The sequence below is a fragment of the Patescibacteria group bacterium genome (assembly GCA_041662665.1).
Classification (GTDB): domain Bacteria; phylum Patescibacteriota; class JABMPQ01; order JABMPQ01; family JAQVVF01; genus JAQVVF01.
The window spans coordinates 376900-394527 of the sequence record JBAZSC010000001.1 but is presented as its reverse complement, the minus strand read 5'-3'; the positions used below and the strand labels follow the sequence as shown (position 1 = coordinate 394527).

Annotated in this window: 20 protein-coding genes and 1 other annotated feature; of the genes, 4 read left to right on the top strand and 16 right to left on the bottom strand. The window is 30.3% G+C overall.

Translation table 11 applies throughout. The features are described 5' to 3' along the window. Positions 1-76 precede the first annotated feature (76 nt). The 4 genes from WC663_02055 to WC663_02040 form a co-directional block, all read right to left on the bottom strand. Positions 77-439, bottom strand: a complete 363-nt coding sequence (locus tag WC663_02055) for a septum formation initiator family protein (protein MFA6296110.1) — start codon at positions 437-439, stop codon at positions 77-79. 27 nt (positions 440-466) lie between these two features. Beyond that, a complete protein-coding gene (rsmH, locus tag WC663_02050) occupies positions 467-1399 on the bottom strand; it encodes a 16S rRNA (cytosine(1402)-N(4))-methyltransferase RsmH (protein ID MFA6296109.1) in 933 nt (310 codons plus the stop codon). Between the two features lie 128 nt (positions 1400-1527). Further along, positions 1528-1959, bottom strand: a complete 432-nt coding sequence (gene mraZ / locus WC663_02045; protein ID MFA6296108.1) for a division/cell wall cluster transcriptional repressor MraZ — start codon at positions 1957-1959, stop codon at positions 1528-1530. Positions 1960-2265: 306 nt separating this feature from the next. Beyond that, a complete protein-coding gene (locus WC663_02040; GenBank protein ID MFA6296107.1) occupies positions 2266-2883 on the bottom strand; it encodes a winged helix-turn-helix domain-containing protein in 618 nt (205 codons plus the stop codon). Between the two features lie 211 nt (positions 2884-3094). Between WC663_02040 and WC663_02035 the strand changes: the two genes are divergently transcribed. Both WC663_02035 and WC663_02030 read left to right on the top strand, forming a co-directional pair. Then, a complete protein-coding gene (locus tag WC663_02035; protein MFA6296106.1) occupies positions 3095-5413 on the top strand; it encodes a hypothetical protein in 2319 nt (772 codons plus the stop codon). A 30-nt stretch (positions 5414-5443) separates the two neighbouring features. Then, positions 5444-5671 (top strand): hypothetical protein, encoded by a 228-nt coding sequence (locus tag WC663_02030; protein MFA6296105.1) that lies wholly within the window; start codon positions 5444-5446, stop codon positions 5669-5671. Positions 5672-5752: 81 nt separating this feature from the next. Here the strand turns inward: WC663_02030 and rplL are convergent, their stop codons facing one another. Further along, positions 5753-6190 carry a 50S ribosomal protein L7/L12 gene (rplL, locus tag WC663_02025; GenBank protein ID MFA6296104.1) on the bottom strand — a complete coding sequence of 146 codons (438 nt, stop codon included), beginning with the start codon at positions 6188-6190 and terminating at the stop codon, positions 5753-5755. Between the two features lie 86 nt (positions 6191-6276). Next, entirely contained in the window at positions 6277-6807 is a 531-nt protein-coding gene (rplJ, locus tag WC663_02020; protein ID MFA6296103.1) for a 50S ribosomal protein L10, read from the bottom strand. A gap of 86 nt (positions 6808-6893) precedes the next feature. After that, positions 6894-7035, bottom strand: a sequence feature (ribosomal protein L10 leader region). Between the two features lie 487 nt (positions 7036-7522). On the opposite strand from rplJ, the gene WC663_02015 reads away from it, so the two are divergent. Beyond that, complete coding sequence (locus WC663_02015) at positions 7523-7870, top strand: carbon storage regulator (GenBank protein ID MFA6296102.1); 348 nt, start codon at positions 7523-7525, stop codon at positions 7868-7870. Between the two features lie 78 nt (positions 7871-7948). Beyond that, on the top strand, positions 7949-8278 hold the full coding sequence (locus WC663_02010; GenBank protein MFA6296101.1) for a carbon storage regulator: 330 nt from the start codon (positions 7949-7951) through the stop codon (positions 8276-8278). Positions 8279-8379: 101 nt separating this feature from the next. Here WC663_02010 and mltG read toward each other — a convergent pair whose 3' ends face one another. The 10 genes from mltG to WC663_01960 form a co-directional block, all read right to left on the bottom strand. Beyond that, a complete protein-coding gene (gene mltG / locus WC663_02005; protein ID MFA6296100.1) occupies positions 8380-9045 on the bottom strand; it encodes an endolytic transglycosylase MltG in 666 nt (221 codons plus the stop codon). Then, positions 9000-9506: an endolytic transglycosylase MltG gene (locus WC663_02000; GenBank protein ID MFA6296099.1), complete on the bottom strand. Its 507-nt coding sequence runs from the start codon at positions 9504-9506 to the stop codon at positions 9000-9002. Before WC663_02000 ends, mltG begins: the two co-directional genes overlap by 46 nt. A gap of 102 nt (positions 9507-9608) precedes the next feature. Then, a complete protein-coding gene (locus WC663_01995) occupies positions 9609-10694 on the bottom strand; it encodes a sugar phosphate nucleotidyltransferase (GenBank protein ID MFA6296098.1) in 1086 nt (361 codons plus the stop codon). 212 nt (positions 10695-10906) lie between these two features. Further along, a complete protein-coding gene (locus WC663_01990) occupies positions 10907-11287 on the bottom strand; it encodes a hypothetical protein (GenBank protein ID MFA6296097.1) in 381 nt (126 codons plus the stop codon). 119 nt (positions 11288-11406) lie between these two features. Further along, positions 11407-12315 carry an FAD-dependent oxidoreductase gene (locus tag WC663_01985; GenBank protein ID MFA6296096.1) on the bottom strand — a complete coding sequence of 303 codons (909 nt, stop codon included), beginning with the start codon at positions 12313-12315 and terminating at the stop codon, positions 11407-11409. 129 nt (positions 12316-12444) lie between these two features. Further along, a complete protein-coding gene (locus WC663_01980) occupies positions 12445-13911 on the bottom strand; it encodes an HD domain-containing protein (protein MFA6296095.1) in 1467 nt (488 codons plus the stop codon). A 175-nt stretch (positions 13912-14086) separates the two neighbouring features. Continuing rightward, the gene (locus tag WC663_01975) at positions 14087-14383 is read right to left on the bottom strand and encodes a hypothetical protein (protein MFA6296094.1); all 297 of its coding nucleotides are present in this window, start codon (positions 14381-14383) and stop codon (positions 14087-14089) included. Between the two features lie 42 nt (positions 14384-14425). Then, positions 14426-14731 (bottom strand): hypothetical protein, encoded by a 306-nt coding sequence (locus WC663_01970; protein ID MFA6296093.1) that lies wholly within the window; start codon positions 14729-14731, stop codon positions 14426-14428. A 138-nt stretch (positions 14732-14869) separates the two neighbouring features. After that, complete coding sequence (locus WC663_01965) at positions 14870-16063, bottom strand: U32 family peptidase (protein MFA6296092.1); 1194 nt, start codon at positions 16061-16063, stop codon at positions 14870-14872. Positions 16064-16234: 171 nt separating this feature from the next. Beyond that, a complete protein-coding gene (locus WC663_01960; protein MFA6296091.1) occupies positions 16235-17626 on the bottom strand; it encodes an SdiA-regulated domain-containing protein in 1392 nt (463 codons plus the stop codon). Positions 17627-17628 lie beyond the last annotated feature (2 nt).

Genomic DNA, 17628 nt, shown 5'->3' with positions numbered 1-17628 from the left:
GTTAGTCACTAGATTCGGCCTTTGTAAATGCAATATTAGTAGAGTTTTTTTGTTGGATAATATTTAATTTTTAATTTTATCTATTCATAACAACGACAGAATTGCCGATTTTATTTATATAAACGATATCTTTTGTATCTACTAGATTTAATTGTTTTGCTGATTGTTTGATGTGATCCATTGATCGAAGTTCAGCTGATTTAATTTCTAAATCTTTATTATCTTGTTTTAATTCTTCAGCTTTTTGTTTTAGTTCTAAAACTTCATAGCTTTTGGTCTGAGATTGAAAAACTTGAGCAAGAAACAAAAGTCCTAAAGCACAAAATAGGACAACTGTAACTATTGTTAAAGTAACAGGACCAGCTGATAATTTGTTTTTAACGGTTTTGTTACGATTTTTAGAATTTAAATTTTTGTTGATTGTTAAATACTTTGACATTTTATTTTTGTTTATTTTTTTATGTTTTTATATTTTTTCAGCGATTCTTAATTTTGCTGATCTCGCTTTTGAATTGTTTTTGATTTCTATTTCGGTTGGAATAATTGGTTTTTTTGTTAATATTTTCAAGGATGCGATATGTAGGCATTGGCAAATCGGAATTTCTGGCGGACAAATGCAGCCTTTGCTTTCCGTCTGAAAAAATTGTTTAACTATTCTGTCTTCTAGAGAATGATACGAGATAACTGCAATTTTTCCTTTTGGTTCAATTATTTTTATTGAATCCTTTAAGGCATTGGTAATATTTTCTAATTCATTATTTACTGCAATTCTGATTGCTTGAAAAACTTGAGCTAAATATCTATTTCTAAATCTTTCTGGAGCAAGATATTTTACAGTTTCAGCTAATTCTTGGCTAGTTTTTATTTTGCCTAATGTTCTTTTTTTAATTATTGTATCTGTTAATTTCCAATAATTTTGAATTTCTCCATATTTTCTAAAGATGTGTCTTAATTCTTCTGGTTTCGCTTCATTGACAATTTGAAATGCTGATCTGTGTTTTCTTGTTGATTCATCGAATTTCATATCGAGCTTTCCTTCGGTCTGAAATGAAAATCCGCGAGAACTTTGAAGTTGATAAGTTGAAAGACCGAGATCAAATAAAATTCCTGCAATATCTGTGAACTTATTTTCTTTTACTATTTTTTCTATTTCTTTAAAATTTTTGTTGATGAAAATAATTCTGTCTTTATATTTTTCTAGTCTTTTTGAAGCTCTTATAATTGCATCACCATCTAAATCAAATGCCATTACTTTTCCATTAGGACCTATTTTTTCTAATAACATTTCTGTGTGTCCGCCATCTCCTAATGTTCCATCGATATAATTTTGGTTTTTTTGCGGGTTAAAGATTTTTATTATTTCTTCTGAAAGGACAGGTACGTGATAGATACTTTGCATGAATCATGAATTATGAATTAAGAATTATGATTTGAATTACGAATTTTGAATAATGATTAATGACGATATTCATAATTCATGCTTCGTTATTCAAATCATGATTCATTATTCATGATTCGTAATTCTCGTTAAACTCCTAACTCACCTATTTTTTCAGCGATTTCACTGCTATTTTTTTCAGTATTTGTTTTGTATATCGTCCATTTTTCTTCATCCCAAATTTCCAAACGATTATATAATCCAGCGATAATAACTTTTTTTGTGATAGATGAGAATGTTCTTAAATATTGAGGTATAATTATTCTCCCATGACTATCTAAATCAACATCCATTGCTCCAGCCAACATCAATCTTGAAAATGCTCTGGTATTTGCTTGGCTGATTGGAAGGCTAGCTAATTTGTTTGCTAACTTTTCCCATTCTTCTTTTGTATAAAGGAAAAGACAATTGTCTAAACCGCGAGTAACAACTGCTCCTTTTTTAATTTTGGAACGAAATTTAGAAGGAATCGCTAAGCGACCTCGATCATCAATTGAATGTTGGTATTCGCCAATGAACATCAGGATAAATTAAATAAAAAATATCATCTTGAAAATCTCCCATTTTGTCCCATTTTGTTCCATTTCAAGTTTATTATACTCCATTCATATACTACGTCAAGGATTTGAATGAAAAATTCTTCTTATTTTTTTGCTTAAATAAGCCACGATAATGGTAATGAAAAGTTATCAACAACGATGATATTAGAAATTAGAAATTTAATATTAAATTTACTAATTTCTAATATCTAATTTCCAATTTCTAATGGATTAAAAAACTGCCATTACGACAGTTATAATTTAACTAGTTAAAAAAATAATTAAATTTTAGCGAAATAATTTCATTCCAAATTCTTGCTCTTTTTTCTTATTCTTTTCATCCTGTAATTTGTCGACTAGAACTTTGTGCTTTTTGTCTAGAATACTATTTAAAAATCGATCATCAATTTTTTTGCGGTAATCAAATTCTTTTTTGCTCATGACTGTATAATTCAATTCCTGTCCTTGCTGTTTTTCTAATTCATTAATAATTTTTACTAATTTATTTTTTTCAACATTATCTCCAATTATTAAAATATCAACTCTGCTATCTGATCTTGTAAAAATTCCAGATAATGCAGCAAAATCAATGCTTTTAATTTTTTTAATTTCATCAGCAACTTTTTCTTTTGGAACAATATTTGCTTTTAAGATTAATGAACTTAATTCTTCGATAATAATACTTTCTTTATTCAGTTTATAAAACTTTTTTTGATCTTTATCAAATGTTTTTAAAAGTCCGACATTTGTTAAATTTTCTAATTCTCTTCTGATTGAATTAATTCGTTCTTGCAATTTTCTGGTAATTTCACGCACATAAAAACTGCTGTTTTGATTTTTGACAAATAAGCTTAAGATTTTTACTCTTGTTTTTGAGCCGAAAAGTTTTTCAAGAACGTTTTTCATGGCTGTTAATTAACTTTATAAAATGTTATCATTTACAGTATAAAATGTCAACAAGCAAAGATATTTCCGCGTCTTGCTAATATTTTAAAGTCTAGTTATAATAAATTAGAAAAGAATATAATACGAATTTACGAATAATGCAAATGATACGAATATACGAATACTTCGATTCGCATATTTGTAGATTTGCATAAATTCGCAAATTTGTATTATGTTAATAAAATACGAAAATTTAACAGTTCATGATATTTCAACTAATGAGACATTTAGCAAGTCTTTTGTTTTTGATGCGCCAAATAGAAAAATGAATGAATTAGGAAAATTAGCAGTTGTTGTTGATGTTGATATGAATACTGATTTTGCTTCAAAGATGTCAGAGATTATTTCTGAATGCATTAAACAGGAATATTTTAGATTCAAAACATCAGAAAATAAGACACAAATGCTTGGGCATTTTGAATCAGCTTTGAGCAAATTAAATCAGGCATTATCAACATTAGCAGCTGAAGGCTATGTAGAATGGATTGATAAATTGCATGTTGGAATTGCAGCTTTAAGTTTTAATAAGATACATATCGCCTATACTGGATCAACAAAAATATTTTTATATCGGCAAAATGAAGTCATTGATATTACTACTGGTCCAAGCTCTTCTCAATCAAATCCGATGAAAACTTTTATTAATGTTGTTTCTGGAGATATGCAGATTAATGATAAATTATTAATGGTTTCTCCGAATTTTTTGAAATATTTTTCGAGTGAAAAAGTTAAAAGAACTTTATCGCAATTCTCTGCTAAAGATGCAATTTCTAATTTCAAAAATTTACTGCAAAATTTCGATAATTCGGCTTTATCAGCTGTTGTTTTGGAATTAAAAGATGAAAAAGAAGCTTATGAAGAAGAATTTGATTTCTTGAAAAAACCTAGAACGAAGAAACAGACAATTGAAGATTTAATTAATGAGCGAGCCAATAAAAATGAAGTTGGTTCAATTGATGAAAAAAAATCAGTGCCACCAGTTCGTCCAGCAAATGAAGATTACAAAGTTTATAATTATCATGAAGCAAAACAAAAAAGATCGGCTTTAGATATTGATACTGATGACGACATTTTAAAAACATTGCCAAGAAAAAGAGAAAAACAATCTTCAGGATTCAATAAATATATTGAATTAGCAAAAGATAATATTTTGAGATTCAAAGATAATGCCTTGCCTGTTTTCGAAAAAGTTGCTGGTTCTATAAAGTCGTTAAAACCAAAATCTAAAGTTCCAGAAAGAAGAATAACAAGCAGAAAAGCGATTTCAACTCGATCATATCTATCTCCAAGAATACAGCCATCAGAAAATAAATTACCAAAATTAGGATTAGATAAAATAAAAGGTGTCTTTGCTGATGCATTTTCATTCGTTGCTGGCTTACCAAATAAATCAAAAATAATTTTAGGCAGTGTTGTTGGCATAGGTTTTATTTTTGGATTTTTTATGTTTTTCCATTCCAAAGGTCCAGAAAACAAAGACGTTGCTGTAACAAAAAAAGTTGATGAAAATTCAATTGTCCAAGCTCAAGATTTGAAAAAGAAAGCTTCTGATTCATTAATCTATGGCGATAAAGAAAAAGCAAAAGGTTTTCTTCTTGAAGCAACGACTATTTTGATTGATGCCAAAAAAGATAAAAAATTTCAAAAAGATGCTGAAGATTTGTTGAAAGGAGTAACAACAGATCTTGATAAAATTAATAATGTTACAAGAATAGAAAATTTAGATTCAATTTCTTTGCCAGCTGATTTTAATGCTAAAGGAATTTTAGGACTTGGCGGAAAATTGTATTCTTATGATGAAAATAAATCAGAAGTATTTTTAGTTAACGAAAACAAAAAATCTTTAGATAAAGCATCTAATGAATCAAATGGCGTTGGCAATTTAAAATATGGCGCAATAAATTTATTTAAAGATTATATTGAGTTTTTGACTGATTCAAATTCTGTTTCTGAATTTGTATTAGATGATAATAATATTTATAAAGTTGATTTTGAATTAGATTCAAAAGAAAAAATTACTGCTTTTGCAAATTATTTTGATGCATTATATGTTTTGGATAATACTAATGATCAAATCTGGAAGCATCAAAGAACAATTGATGGCTATAATAAAGGAGAGGCTTGGTTAGATGGAGTTGATAATGGAATTAAAGATGCTAATTCATTTGCAATTGATGGCAGTATTTATGTCTTGAAAGATAATGGTGAGATTGTCAGCTTTTTGTCTGGAAAGAAAGAAGATTTTTCAATTAAAAATTTAGATAAATCTTTTGCTTCTGGAAGTAAAATATTTACATTATTAGATTATAATAATTTGTATGTCTTAGATCCAGCTAACGAAAGATTGGCCGTCTTAGATAAAAATGGAAATGTTTTGAAGCAATATGCAAATACTGATTTCAAAAATGCTAAAGATATATTTATTGATGAAAGTAAAAATAAGGGATACGTGTTGAGTAATAATAAAGTGTTGATGTTTGAGATGAAATAGATATTTGGATATTAATAATTAATAAAATTTATGGCGAGAGAAAATTTTTATGATGAGACGGGCATAGAAAAAGTAGAACTTGATCCTGAACAAGAAAAAATGGTCGAATCTTTGGCACATGGCATGAGATCTTTGTTAAAGCAATATTCAACTGGTGAAATTTCACGTCAATATGCAGAGACGACTGGAGCTGGTCTTATAAAGCAAATTTTTACACAAGAGCTCAATAAAATTGAACAAAATAAAAAATTAAATTAATTACATAAACAAAAACCGAGGCATTTATGTCTCGGTTTTTAGTATTCGTGAAATTCGTGATGAATTTGTGTAAATTCGCGATTACTTCAATTCAACTGTTGCACCTGCAGCTTCTAATTTCTTTTTCAATTCTTCTGCTTCAGCTTTTGCAACTTTTTCTTTTACTACAACTGGAGCTTTGTCTACCATATCTTTAGCTTCTTTTAGACCTTTGCCTGTAATTTCTTTTACAGCTTTGATAACTTGGATCTTTTGATCACCAACAGCTTTCAATTCAATATTGAATTCTGTTTTTTCTTCAGCTTCACCTGCATCTGCACCTGCAGCACCTGGCATAGCCATAGCCATAGGAGCAGCTGCTGATACGCCGAATTTTTCTTCCAAAACTTTTACCAATTCAGATAGTTCCAATACTGACATTTTTTCAATTCCTTCTACTAAGGCTTTGAATTTTTCTGGAACTACTACTTCTTTTTTCTCTTCTTTAGCTTCTTCAGCTTTCTTTACTTCTTCTGCCATAAAATTAGTTATTAGTTAACAGTTATCAGTAATTAGAACTTAATTAATGATTAGCTTGTTAACAAATTAGTTATTATATAAATTAATTATTTAGTAGGTTTCTTGTCCTTTACTGCGTTTAATACATTGATCAAGCCTCTTAAATTTCCTGCCATAACATTAACAAATGAAGTGATAGGAGCTTTGATAGTGCCAACAGTTTTGGCAAGCATTTCTTCTTTTGAAGGAAGCTTGGCTAGATTTGTAACTTCTTTAGTTGATAACAAAGCTTTGCCTAAAATACCGCCTAATAATTGCATTACTTTGTGCTTCTTTGCAAAAGTGTGCAATATTTTTGCTCCCGCAACTTCATCAGAATAACCAAATGCAACTGCTCTAGGGCCTTTGAATTCTTCCATCTTGACATCTTTAAGATCCGAATTCTTCATTGCTAATTTGAATAAAGAATTTTTAACAACTGAGAATTCAACATCTTGCTTTTTTGCTTCTTTTTTTAATTCTTGAACTTCGTTAACTTTCAATCCTGTAAAATTAGCAAAAACTAATGATTTTGCTTTATTTAATTTATCAGATGTTTCCTTAACCATCTTTTCTTTTTCAATTCTTGTCTTTGCCATATATTCGTAGAAGCTGATTAAACGCAGATTCTAACGCTGATCTACGCTGATGTGCGTTGATGCAGGCGCTGCGAAAATTCAACTTTTTATTTATTAAAAAATCCTACTTTGCCGTAGGATGATAAACTAATTACTAGTTACTTATGACTAGTTACTCGTTTTTTCCTCGGCAAGAATTACTCAGCTTGTGCTGAAACTTACTGTCTCTGGAATATTTATTTGTAAGTAATTATAGTTTAGCAAAAAATATTATATTGTCAAGAGGAAAGAAAAATATTGACAATATTATCAAGAAAATGTATTCTTTAACGTTGCTCACGGAGGACAAAGGAGGAGGAAATGGATACAATGTATGCCGCACTTTTGTATGCTTTCTTGCCAATATTTCTTTTTGTTCTTGGAATTTTGTTCTTTGTTAGCGGAATTTCTTTTCTAATCCTTATTCTAGACTTGAATCGAAAACGACGCACTCTTGCATTTTTCTTTGGAATATCGTTTGTATTCTTGGTGTCTGCTTTTGTAACTCTGAATATCCAATGGCATGCAGATAACAAATATTTGACAGAACAACATAAGTCCTGCATCCAAGATTTTCCAGACAAATAAATATACAGATTGATCTTTCATTACCCTATTCATTAGGGTTTTTTATTTGACAAAATATCGTTTTCTGATAAGATTCCAGTTGTTCAGTCAAGCAAAGGAGGAGAAAAAAATGCTGTTTCTAGAAAGGAACTTGTACGAGTCTGTAAGGATCGATGACTCATGCAAAATTACCTTAATCAGAACATCGCGAAGGACTGCAACTTTCAAAATTACGGAATATTTAGATGGCGCGAATGGTACAACAAAATCAAACAGCAAAACTTTAGCTGTCCAAGGCAATTTTGAGCATTCTGCGCAAAAATATTTTATTGTATCTGGAGTCAGAGTAACGATCATGCAAGTTAACAAGAATTCTGTCAGAATCTGTTTTGAAGCACCAGTTACAATTCAAATTCTTCGCCAAGAAATATATGATCAAATGCATGAAAAAAGTACCTTAAGAACTATACCCTATTAATTAGGGTTTTTTATTTGACAAAATTTTAATTTTCAGTTATTATTTTTTTGCTCTCACAACCACGCAGGAGGGAGAGAGATGCTCTTTCTAACTAGAAAATCTGGCGAATCAGTGATGATCGGAGATGATAATAAATTAACAGTAGAAAAGATAACAAAATCTACTGTTTATTTCAATGTTGAACATACGAAAAATGGAATTACAGTAAATAATGCATACGAAATCGCTTTGAGAGGACAAGTCGTACTTTTTGCAGGACAATACTTTGAAGTTTGTGGCGTACGTATTGAAGTTTTTGAGATTAGAGGAATATATGTAAAAATTTGTTTTCAAAATTCTCAAAATATTCCAATTTATCGTCTAGAAATTTATCATTCTAGACAAGAAAATCAAAATCAAGCTCATTAAAAATACCCTATTGCTAGGGTTTTATTTTTTTTAGAGATGTGAAATGAGAGCCTGGGATATGTGAACACCTATTCTCATTTCTCATTTCTCATTTCTAATTTCTAATTATTCAAATGCTCTTCAACATTTTCAACATGCTCCTCGCCAGTTACACTAAAAATTGCTTTGCCAGATTTATCTGTGATAAAAAACATATAATCGCTTTCTGTTGGATTTAAAACTGCTGTAATTGCTATCAAGCTTGGATTACTAATTGGTCCTGGTGGCAAACCATTATGAGTATATGTATTGTATGGACTTTTGATTTTCAAATCTTCTGTTGAAGCTCGGCTATCATAATTTCCAGTGACATAAGTAATAGTTGAATCTGATTCTAATGCTTTATTTGCATTCAAGCGATTAAAATAAAGACCGGCTGCCAGCTTCATTTCTTCAGGCGTCTTTACTTCTTTTTGAATAATTGATGCCATTGTCAAAACTTGATTCAAAGTCATATTCTTGCTTTTTGCCTGTTCTCTAATATCTTTTGTTACTTTCTTGCCAAAATTATCTAACATTTTTCTGATAATTGTTTCAGGAGTTGAATCTGCATAAATAAAATATGTGTCAGGATAAAGATATCCTTCGAGTGTGGCATTTTTTGGCAAATCAGCTAAAAAATCATAATTATATTTTTGCGGATTATTAACTTCTGCTAAAAATTTTTCTTTAAAATCATTTTTTAATTCATCGTATTTAACATTCTTGCTGGCATTATTTTTGCATATAGATCGCCAAGATATTCTGCAATTTGTTTGGAATTCCAGCCCTCTATAATCACTATTTTTTGTTGCTTTGAAGATTTGTTGCCGATGATCATGCCAGCAATATCAGCAACGCTCATTTTTTGATTAAGCTCATATTTGCCTGGATTAATTTTTTGGCTTGCATGCTTCAAAGAAACATAAGTTTTAAAATAAAATTCGCTGCGAATTAAATTTTGGCTATGCAAATCTTTAGCAATTTGTGAAATATTTTCTCCTTGCGAAACATTGAATTCTATAAATTTGCTTGTTTTGCTATTTGATTTATAAAATTGATGGTTAAAATATATTGCAAACAAAAACAAAACAGCAATAACTGCAACAATTATTAACCTAGAGAGATTGTAATTCTTTTGGTTAAGATATTTTGATGGCTTATTTGCTTGAATATTATTTTTACTGATTGCTTTTTTGATGATGTCCATGTTAAATCAAGAATTATGAATTAAGAATAATGAATAAAGAATGATTCTCTATTCTAGATTCATTATTCTAGTCATAATTCATAATTCATTATTCATACTTCATTATAAATATTTCTCCTTCTTCTTCGCTTTCAAACTCTCCACAATTTTCTTGACATCTTGGGCTCTGCTTTGCGGACAGACTAATAAGGCATCAGGAGTGTCGATAATGATCATATCATCTACACCAATTGTGGCAATGATTTTATCCTTTGGGCCGTAAACTAAACAGCCTGTTGTATCTAAACCTTCCCAAACTGCTTTGACCATATTCTTTGAAGCATCTTGTTCTTTTGATAATTGATCATACAAAACATCCCAAGCGCCAATATCACTCCAGCCAAATTCACCTTTGATAATTAAGACATCTTTTGGATCCATTTTTTCAGTAATAGCATAATCAATTGAATCTTTTGGCATTTTCTTAAATTCATCATCTGCCTTTTTTAGATCTTTGTTTTTTAAATATTCTTTAATTTTGGCTAAAGATTTGTAATGGATTGGTGAATATTTTTTGTAAGCTTCTAAAAATAATTTTGGAGTCCACATATAAAAATTAGCATGCCATAAATAATCGCCAGCTTTTAAATATCGTTCTGCTGTTTTGTAATCTGGCTTTTCAACATGACCTTTAAATTCATAAATTTTAATGCCATTTGTTTCTTGGCTTTTTTTGCCAATATGAGTGTATCCTAAAACGGTGCTTGGAAAATTTGGAGTAATTGCAATGTCCATCATCTTGCCAGTTTTTTCAATAAATTTACTTGCCAACTTTAATGATTGGATAAATTTTTTAACATCTGCAATATAATGATCTGATGGAATAAAAACCATAGGATCATTTGGAAATTTGTTGTCTAAATATGCAGCAACAAAACCCATTGCTGGTGCTGTATCTCTTTTTTCTGGCTCAATAATAATATTTTCCTTGCTAACTTTTGGAAATATTTTTTTAATAATTTTGGCGAATTTTTGATTGGTTGAAAAATAGATATCTTCTTTTTTGAAATCAGCCAAAAACCTTTCATAAGTTAATTCAATCATTGTCTTGTCAGCAATGATTTTACTGAATTGTTTTGGAGTTGATTCTCTACTTTGTGGCCAAAAACGAGTTCCTGTTCCTCCTGCTAGAATTACAATTTTTAACATAAAGTTAAATTAAATTACAAATCTCAAATTCCAAACAAACCACAATTAAAAAAATTGGAATACAATTTTTTTAATCAAATTACAAAGATATTTTGTGTTTTGTAATTTGTAAATTGTTTAGGATTTGGAATTTGTTTATTGAATTTTTATATAGTTATTTTACCAAATTTGACGGATTGAGACAAGAAATAAAAAAAGATGAAATTAATCATCTAATGAAGGAACTCATCTAATTCGACTCTTCTTTCAACTGTTCTTTTGCCTTTTTCAATCTTTAATTCGTAAATGAAACTGCTGTCTTTGATATAAATGATATGAAAATCTCCGGCAAATCGTTCCATTACACTTGCGACAAAATCTAATCCACGAGATGAGAAGATCTGATTTGCAGACTTGAGTTCGAACTTTCCTTCTGTGAGAATGAAAACTAAATAAGTTACACAATCTGGAATCAAACCAATAACATGTTTTTCTTTATCATCTGGAAGCATAAAATCATAGCCGGCTATCTTTGAAACTTCCACCAAATCTGCAAAATTATTTAAACAGAGAGAACATGTTTTTACTAGACTTTGTGTTATTCGTTCTTCCATTTTCTCCTCCTCCTTTGGCTCGATCAAAAAGTACGATATATAAATATATTACAAAATAATATTTTTGTCGATAAAAAACTAAATGACAGTATTATCTCATCCTAGTTACTTGTTACTAGTTACTTGTTACTCGCCTTTAAGTATTCATAAACTGATGTAGCGGAAATTGCACCTTCGGATGCTGCAGTTACAATTTGTTTTAATTCATTTGAGCCAGTTGTAATATCGCCAGCTGCAAATACGCCGTCAACATTTGTTTTGCAAGCTTGATCAATAATGATTAAATTATTTTTATCTAATTTAACATTTAAACATTTTGCTAATTCTGTTTGAGGTTTAGCTCCAATTTCTATAAATAATCCGCCAACTTGTAATTCTTTTTTATTGTCTAAAACAATTTTTTCTAAAAATTTTTCACCCTTTGCTTCAATTACATTTGCATTATATATAATTTCTATTTTTTTATTTTTTAAAATCTGGTCAACCCATATTGGTTCGGCTTTTAATTTTGATTTACGATAAATCATGTAAACTTTGCTCACATATTCAGATAAAAGTAATGCTGAAACAGCAGCTGAATTTCCACCACCAACTACTGCAATGATTTTATTTTTGCAGAAAATTGCATCACAAGTGGCGCAATAAGCAACACCTTTGCCAGTTAATTCTTTTTCGCCAGGAATATTTAATTTTCGTCTTTCTGAACCTAGCGCTAAGATTATTGACTTTGCTTGATAATGTTGAGTTTCTGTTAAAATTGTGAAAAGATTATTTTCTTTTTTAATATCTGAAATTTCTTCCATTAAAATTTTAACACCATAATGCTCAACGTGTTTTTTAAAATCAGCCATTAATTCAATTCCTGTTTTTCCTAAAACACCTGGCCAGTTCTCTACTTTCGGAGCAGACATTGCTAGACCACCGATTTCTTTTGCCAAAACTAAAGTATTGATTTTGTATCTAGCTGCGTAAATTGCTGATGTGTAACCTGCTGGTCCGGCACCAATTATAATTAAATCGTATAACATATTTTTTTAATTAAAACTCAAAGCACTAAATCCTAAACTCTAAACAAATTAAAAATTCAAATACTAAATTTCAAATCGACTTTTGATCATTTTGATTTTAGTCATTTGAATTTGTTTAGGATTTAGAATTTAGGATTTTAGACTTTTTAGGACTTCTTCTTTACTAGGCTCTTCCCCATTTTTGGTAACAAATTCCAAAATAAATTTATCTGCTTTTTCCAAATATTCTCCAATTTCTTTTCCAGGTTTTAAATTAAATTCTTTCATAATATCTTGTCCATCGATAACATGTCGGAAAGTTTTTATTTCTGATTTTCTAAATTGTTCACGCATATTATTAATATAATCGCGAACTTCAGTAATTCTTGCTAAATTTTTTTCTTGAGTTGGACCAAATGATGCCTTTGTATCAACATAATATAAATCCAAAAGTTCATCACCTAATTTTGGATTATCAATAAAATATTTTTTGATTGTGTTTGGACGCATATCTTCAACTTTTCCTGAAACAAAAAACATGTGGTATTTTACCAGCCAAACTATTTCGTTTGATAAATTATTTGGCAATTTTAAGCGATTGCATATATAGCCAGTAATTTCTGCACCGACTTCGGCATGTTCGTCAGAGCGCACTCTTTCAACACCATCTTTTTCTGGAGTTTTAGTTGTGCTTGGTTTGCCAATGTCATGCAATAAAGTTGCTAGTTTAAATCTGACAGTAGAATTTTTGGGAATAAAAGTTAACGCTAATTTTGTATGTTCATAAACATCGCCTTCTTCATGAAATTCTTTTGGCTGAATAACACCTTTGCATTCTTCTACTTCTGGCAAAATTATATTTAATAATTTGCTTTGATCATAAAGATCTAAAAATCTAACTGGATTTGCGTCTAAAGATTTCAATAATTCTTTAGAAATTGTTTCAAATGGAACTGCATCTAAAATTTTTGGAGCGTCATCTTTAATTGCTTGCCAAGTATTATCTTCAATTTGAAAATTAAATTTTAGAGCAAATCTTATTGCCCTTAAAATTCTGGAATAATCTTCTTGGAATCTTTGTTTTGGCTCGCCAACTGCTTTGATTATTTTATTAGCTAAATCTTTTTGACCAAAATATGGATCAACTATAGAATCATTTTTGATATCATAAGCAATGGCATTGATTGTCAAATCGCGTCTTGATAAATCAACATCTATTGGCAATTCTGGATCTGATTGGACATCAAAATCTCGATATGCGCCAGTTCCTAAAGATTTTTCTGTTCGAGGAAGAGCAATATCAAAAGCTTCCATTTTCTGATTCATAAATTCTGATTCTTTTGGCACAAATTTAAAAACACCAAACGAAGCACCGACTAATTCTACAGAACCATATTTTCCTAAAAATTTTTTCAGATCATCTGCCTTAATTTTTGTAACAACAAAATCTAAATCTTTGGATTCTAAACCTAAAATTTGGTCACGCACAAAACCACCGACTAAATAGATACTAGCCTTCGGATATTCTGATATTAAGATATTAAGAAATTCAAAAGTTTTTGATTTTCTCGCTAAATCTAAATATTTTTTTAAATTTTCTGTAGGATTTTGATTCATGATATTTATAATCCGTCATTCTGAACCGCAGTGAAGAATCTCGAGACCATTGTTCATTAACGGGATCCTTCGCTGTGGCTCAGGATGACAGTGTTATTTTACCTTAAATTTTACTTTGCGTAAATAAAAAAGGCTATCAAAAATGATCAAGCCTTAGATACAAAAGTACATTTAATTATTTTTTGAATTCCCAAATAACAGTAAACCTGCACACCTTCAAAATATTTTCACATTGGATTGTAAAAGAAGATCTGGAGCTTAGCAATCGATCGAGAAGTTGATTAAATAGCTTTCTCTTGCTACGCACGTTGTTTCTTTCTATCCAAAGGTCAACTTTTTCTGGATTCTCTGGTAAAAGTCTGCCTACTATAATCCTACCATCCCAAAGCTGTAATTCATCAGTTTTATCTATATCTATTTGATATTCATGATGAAATACAATCCATGAGGCCAGATCCTTCTTGTCTTTCATTTTTATCAGCATTTCTCACTCCTTTGTATGTGGAAAACTTGCTCAACTCTTGACCTGCCAAATAATAGTACAACGCAAATCGCCGCGTCCAGCACTCAGAACAAAGGAACGATTTTCGATAATGAGCTTGTCCATCAATGGCACAACAATGTGGTCAGGAAACCAATAGTTTGAAGTGCGAAAATCAGGAATTTTTCCCTCTTCTTTGAAATTGCTAACTGAAATAATTCGACCGTCCCAAAGCTGAAATTCAATTTCTAAACCTGACTTCAATGCTTTGCCATATGATGAATTGTATGGATCGGCAATTAGAGCCATCAATACATATCTGTTATTGATTCCCTCCATTGCTCGTCCCTCCTTTTTTTCTACGGGGGAATTTGTGTAAGGTTCGACCTTTTTATTACGGTCATCCTGAGCGAAGCGAAGGATCCCATGATTATATTGCTCATTAATGGGATTCTTCGCTTCGCTCAGAATGACAAATTATTCTAAAATAAAAATTTTGTCATTTTTTCTTACTCTCTTATCCATTTTAACAGCGACAATTTCGCCTTTTTTAGCTTTCTGAATTTTATGATGATTATTTTCAAGTGAACTAATTTTTAGTTCAAAGAAAGAAGTCTTGCCTTCTACTAAAATTTTATCACCAATTTTTAGCGAATGATGTTTTAAATCAATTTCAGCAACATTTATATTAGCATAATAATTTGTGACATAGCCAATTAAAACTTTTTTAACAATGCTTGCATTATCAGCTTTTTCATAACTAATGCCTGACTTATCTGGTTTGCTAAAATAAAAACCAGTTGAATAGCCTCGATTATAAACAGTATTTAATTCTGATTGCCATTTTTTTACTTTTTCTAAGCTAAAGGTTTTATCAAAATATGAATCAACTGCTTCTTTATAACAGCGAGAAGTAACTTCAATATATCTTGGATCTCTGCGTCTGCCTTCAATCTTAAATGAATCTATACCTGCTTTAATTAATTCTGGAACATATTTAATCATGCACAAATCTTTGGCAGACATAAAATATTGGCCTTGATTAACTAATTTGTTTCCTTCTGAATCTTGCAAAATCCATTCTTTACGGCAAGGCTGTGCACAGGCTCCGCAATTTGCAGATGTGTCATATAAATAGCTTGATAGAATACAGCGTCCAGAAATTGCCAAACACATTGCGCCATGAACAAATGTTTCTATTTCAATTTTAACTTTTTTTCTTAATTCTTTAATTTGTTTTAAAGACATTTCTCTCGCTAAAACGATTCTTTTGGCGCCTAATTTTTGGTAAAATTGGGCTGTTTTAAAATTACAAATATTGGCTTGAGTTGAGATGAAAAAAGGTAGGCGGTATTTTTTAGCTATTTCAATTAAACTCAAATCCCAGATGATAATGGCATCTATTTTTGATGCCTTAGCCTTTTTTATCAGTTTTTCTGCTCTAGTTAAATCGTTATTATAGATAGCGCTATTAATTGTTAGATAGGCCTTGATCTTAAAGGAGTGGCATTTTTTAATGAATTTAGCCATATAGCCTATCTTAATACCTGAATGAGCGCGCATGCTTAGACTATCAGAGATGCCAAAATAGACTGCATCTGCATAATTTTTGCAGGCGGCTAGTGAGGCAAAATCGCGAATTGGGCTCATTATTTCTGGTTTTCTTGTCATAACTGGTATAGTTTATTCTGAGATTAAAATAAAGTCAATCAAAAAAGAATTATGAATAACGAATTATGAATCATGATTTGAAGCATGAATTAAGAATATCGAATTCTAAATTCATTACTCATTATTCAAGTCATGATTCCTGATTCATTATTCATAATTCTCGTAAAAAAACTATTCAACGCCAATGCCGAAATAGTAATTTGTCTTTTTGAATTTCGTAAAATATTTAACTTTAATTTGTCTTTTATTTTTGACGTGAACAATTTTTGTGTTCTTCCAGTATTTAGTTAATTTTTTCCATTCTGTTTTTTTTGTTCTAAATTTTAAAATTAAATCTGATTTTTTTAGATCACTTTGTTTTTTCTTTAAATTATTATAAAGCTTTTTATTATATTTAAAAGTAACTTGAATCTTATATTTTTGTGTAGAATCAGCTGGAACGTAATTTTTGAGATTTGTTTCAAGACGCCAATATCTTTTTAGAGTCTTATTTTCTTTATTAATCCATTTTGGAGGATATTTATTATATTGTGTCCATTTCATCCAATAGGCTGAATCTTTTGTTAAATTGCTTGGTAAATTCTTGAAATAAATTATTAATTTTTGACCAGTTAAAGTATAGCCATTTAAAGCTTGCACTAAAGTTATTCTTGAATCGTCTTGAAGATTCTCTTCTTCTTGTTGTCTTTCTTCCTCTTCAATAACTTGTGTACAATTTTGATAATAATTTGGATAATTTGAATATTTAAAAATCTGTGGAGTAGCATCTTCTGCTAAATAAATATTTGTAGTTGTGTTTGGACAATTTGGTTGTACAGAAATTCCCTCTTGTGCTGTTCCTGGCACATTATAGCTATTTAAAACTGTGCCATTTGCTTGCATTTCTACTAATAAATCTGAACTATCAAAAATGGCATATAAAATTTGGGTTGATGGCTCAAAATCAAGACCTGATAAATCTGTTGTTCCAGCTTGAGGAGTAATTGTGCTGATAAAATTGACTGAACCGCTAGCACTTAAATTGACATCAAAAACATAAATTTTGCCATCACTTTGATGACCGGCGTAAAATAAACCACCTGAAGCAGAATTAGAATATGGATGATCCCCATTTGGAACATATGTTAATGCCTCTAAGCCTTGATTTGGAATATCCGGCATCCAAGATGACAAATCCCAAGATTTTCCAGATAATTGCCAAGTATTTAAATCAAATTCATAAATTGTGCGATTATCTTCACGACCGACATAAACATAATTAGAATCTGGATTGGCAACGGCGATGCCTTCTAAATCAAAGGCGCTGCCATAATACCAATTATGTAAAATACTGCCATCGTTAGTCATTTCTGTAATATTGCCTGAATCGCCTACGACAAACAAAGTACCTAATCTGCTTTGCCACGCAAGACCGCTTGGTTCATAAACTATAGGGTCTGGCGGTAAATTTGTGCCAATATCAGTGCCAGTTCCAGCTGGCCAAGGATTAGCTGCATGAGAATTTTGAAACAAAAAAAATAGCCCGAAAATTAGCGCTAAAATTGTTGATAATTTTTTTGTCATTT

Coding starts and splice junctions, on each gene's coding strand:
- WC663_02055 (MFA6296110.1), bottom strand. CDS start 439: ATGTCAAAGTATTTAACAATCAACAAAAATTTAAATTCTAAAAATCGT.
- rsmH (MFA6296109.1), bottom strand. CDS start 1,399: ATGCAAAGTATCTATCACGTACCTGTCCTTTCAGAAGAAATAATAAAA.
- mraZ (MFA6296108.1), bottom strand. CDS start 1,959: ATGTTCATTGGCGAATACCAACATTCAATTGATGATCGAGGTCGCTTA.
- WC663_02040 (MFA6296107.1), bottom strand. CDS start 2,883: ATGAAAAACGTTCTTGAAAAACTTTTCGGCTCAAAAACAAGAGTAAAA.
- WC663_02035 (MFA6296106.1), top strand. CDS start 3,095: ATGTTAATAAAATACGAAAATTTAACAGTTCATGATATTTCAACTAAT.
- WC663_02030 (MFA6296105.1), top strand. CDS start 5,444: ATGGCGAGAGAAAATTTTTATGATGAGACGGGCATAGAAAAAGTAGAA.
- rplL (MFA6296104.1), bottom strand. CDS start 6,190: ATGGCAGAAGAAGTAAAGAAAGCTGAAGAAGCTAAAGAAGAGAAAAAA.
- rplJ (MFA6296103.1), bottom strand. CDS start 6,807: ATGGCAAAGACAAGAATTGAAAAAGAAAAGATGGTTAAGGAAACATCT.
- WC663_02015 (MFA6296102.1), top strand. CDS start 7,523: ATGCTGTTTCTAGAAAGGAACTTGTACGAGTCTGTAAGGATCGATGAC.
- WC663_02010 (MFA6296101.1), top strand. CDS start 7,949: ATGCTCTTTCTAACTAGAAAATCTGGCGAATCAGTGATGATCGGAGAT.
- WC663_02000 (MFA6296099.1), bottom strand. CDS start 9,506: ATGGACATCATCAAAAAAGCAATCAGTAAAAATAATATTCAAGCAAAT.
- WC663_01995 (MFA6296098.1), bottom strand. CDS start 10,694: ATGTTAAAAATTGTAATTCTAGCAGGAGGAACAGGAACTCGTTTTTGG.
- WC663_01990 (MFA6296097.1), bottom strand. CDS start 11,287: ATGGAAGAACGAATAACACAAAGTCTAGTAAAAACATGTTCTCTCTGT.
- WC663_01985 (MFA6296096.1), bottom strand. CDS start 12,315: ATGTTATACGATTTAATTATAATTGGTGCCGGACCAGCAGGTTACACA.
- WC663_01980 (MFA6296095.1), bottom strand. CDS start 13,911: ATGAATCAAAATCCTACAGAAAATTTAAAAAAATATTTAGATTTAGCG.
- WC663_01975 (MFA6296094.1), bottom strand. CDS start 14,383: ATGAAAGACAAGAAGGATCTGGCCTCATGGATTGTATTTCATCATGAA.
- WC663_01970 (MFA6296093.1), bottom strand. CDS start 14,731: ATGGAGGGAATCAATAACAGATATGTATTGATGGCTCTAATTGCCGAT.
- WC663_01965 (MFA6296092.1), bottom strand. CDS start 16,063: ATGACAAGAAAACCAGAAATAATGAGCCCAATTCGCGATTTTGCCTCA.
- WC663_01960 (MFA6296091.1), bottom strand. CDS start 17,626: ATGACAAAAAAATTATCAACAATTTTAGCGCTAATTTTCGGGCTATTT.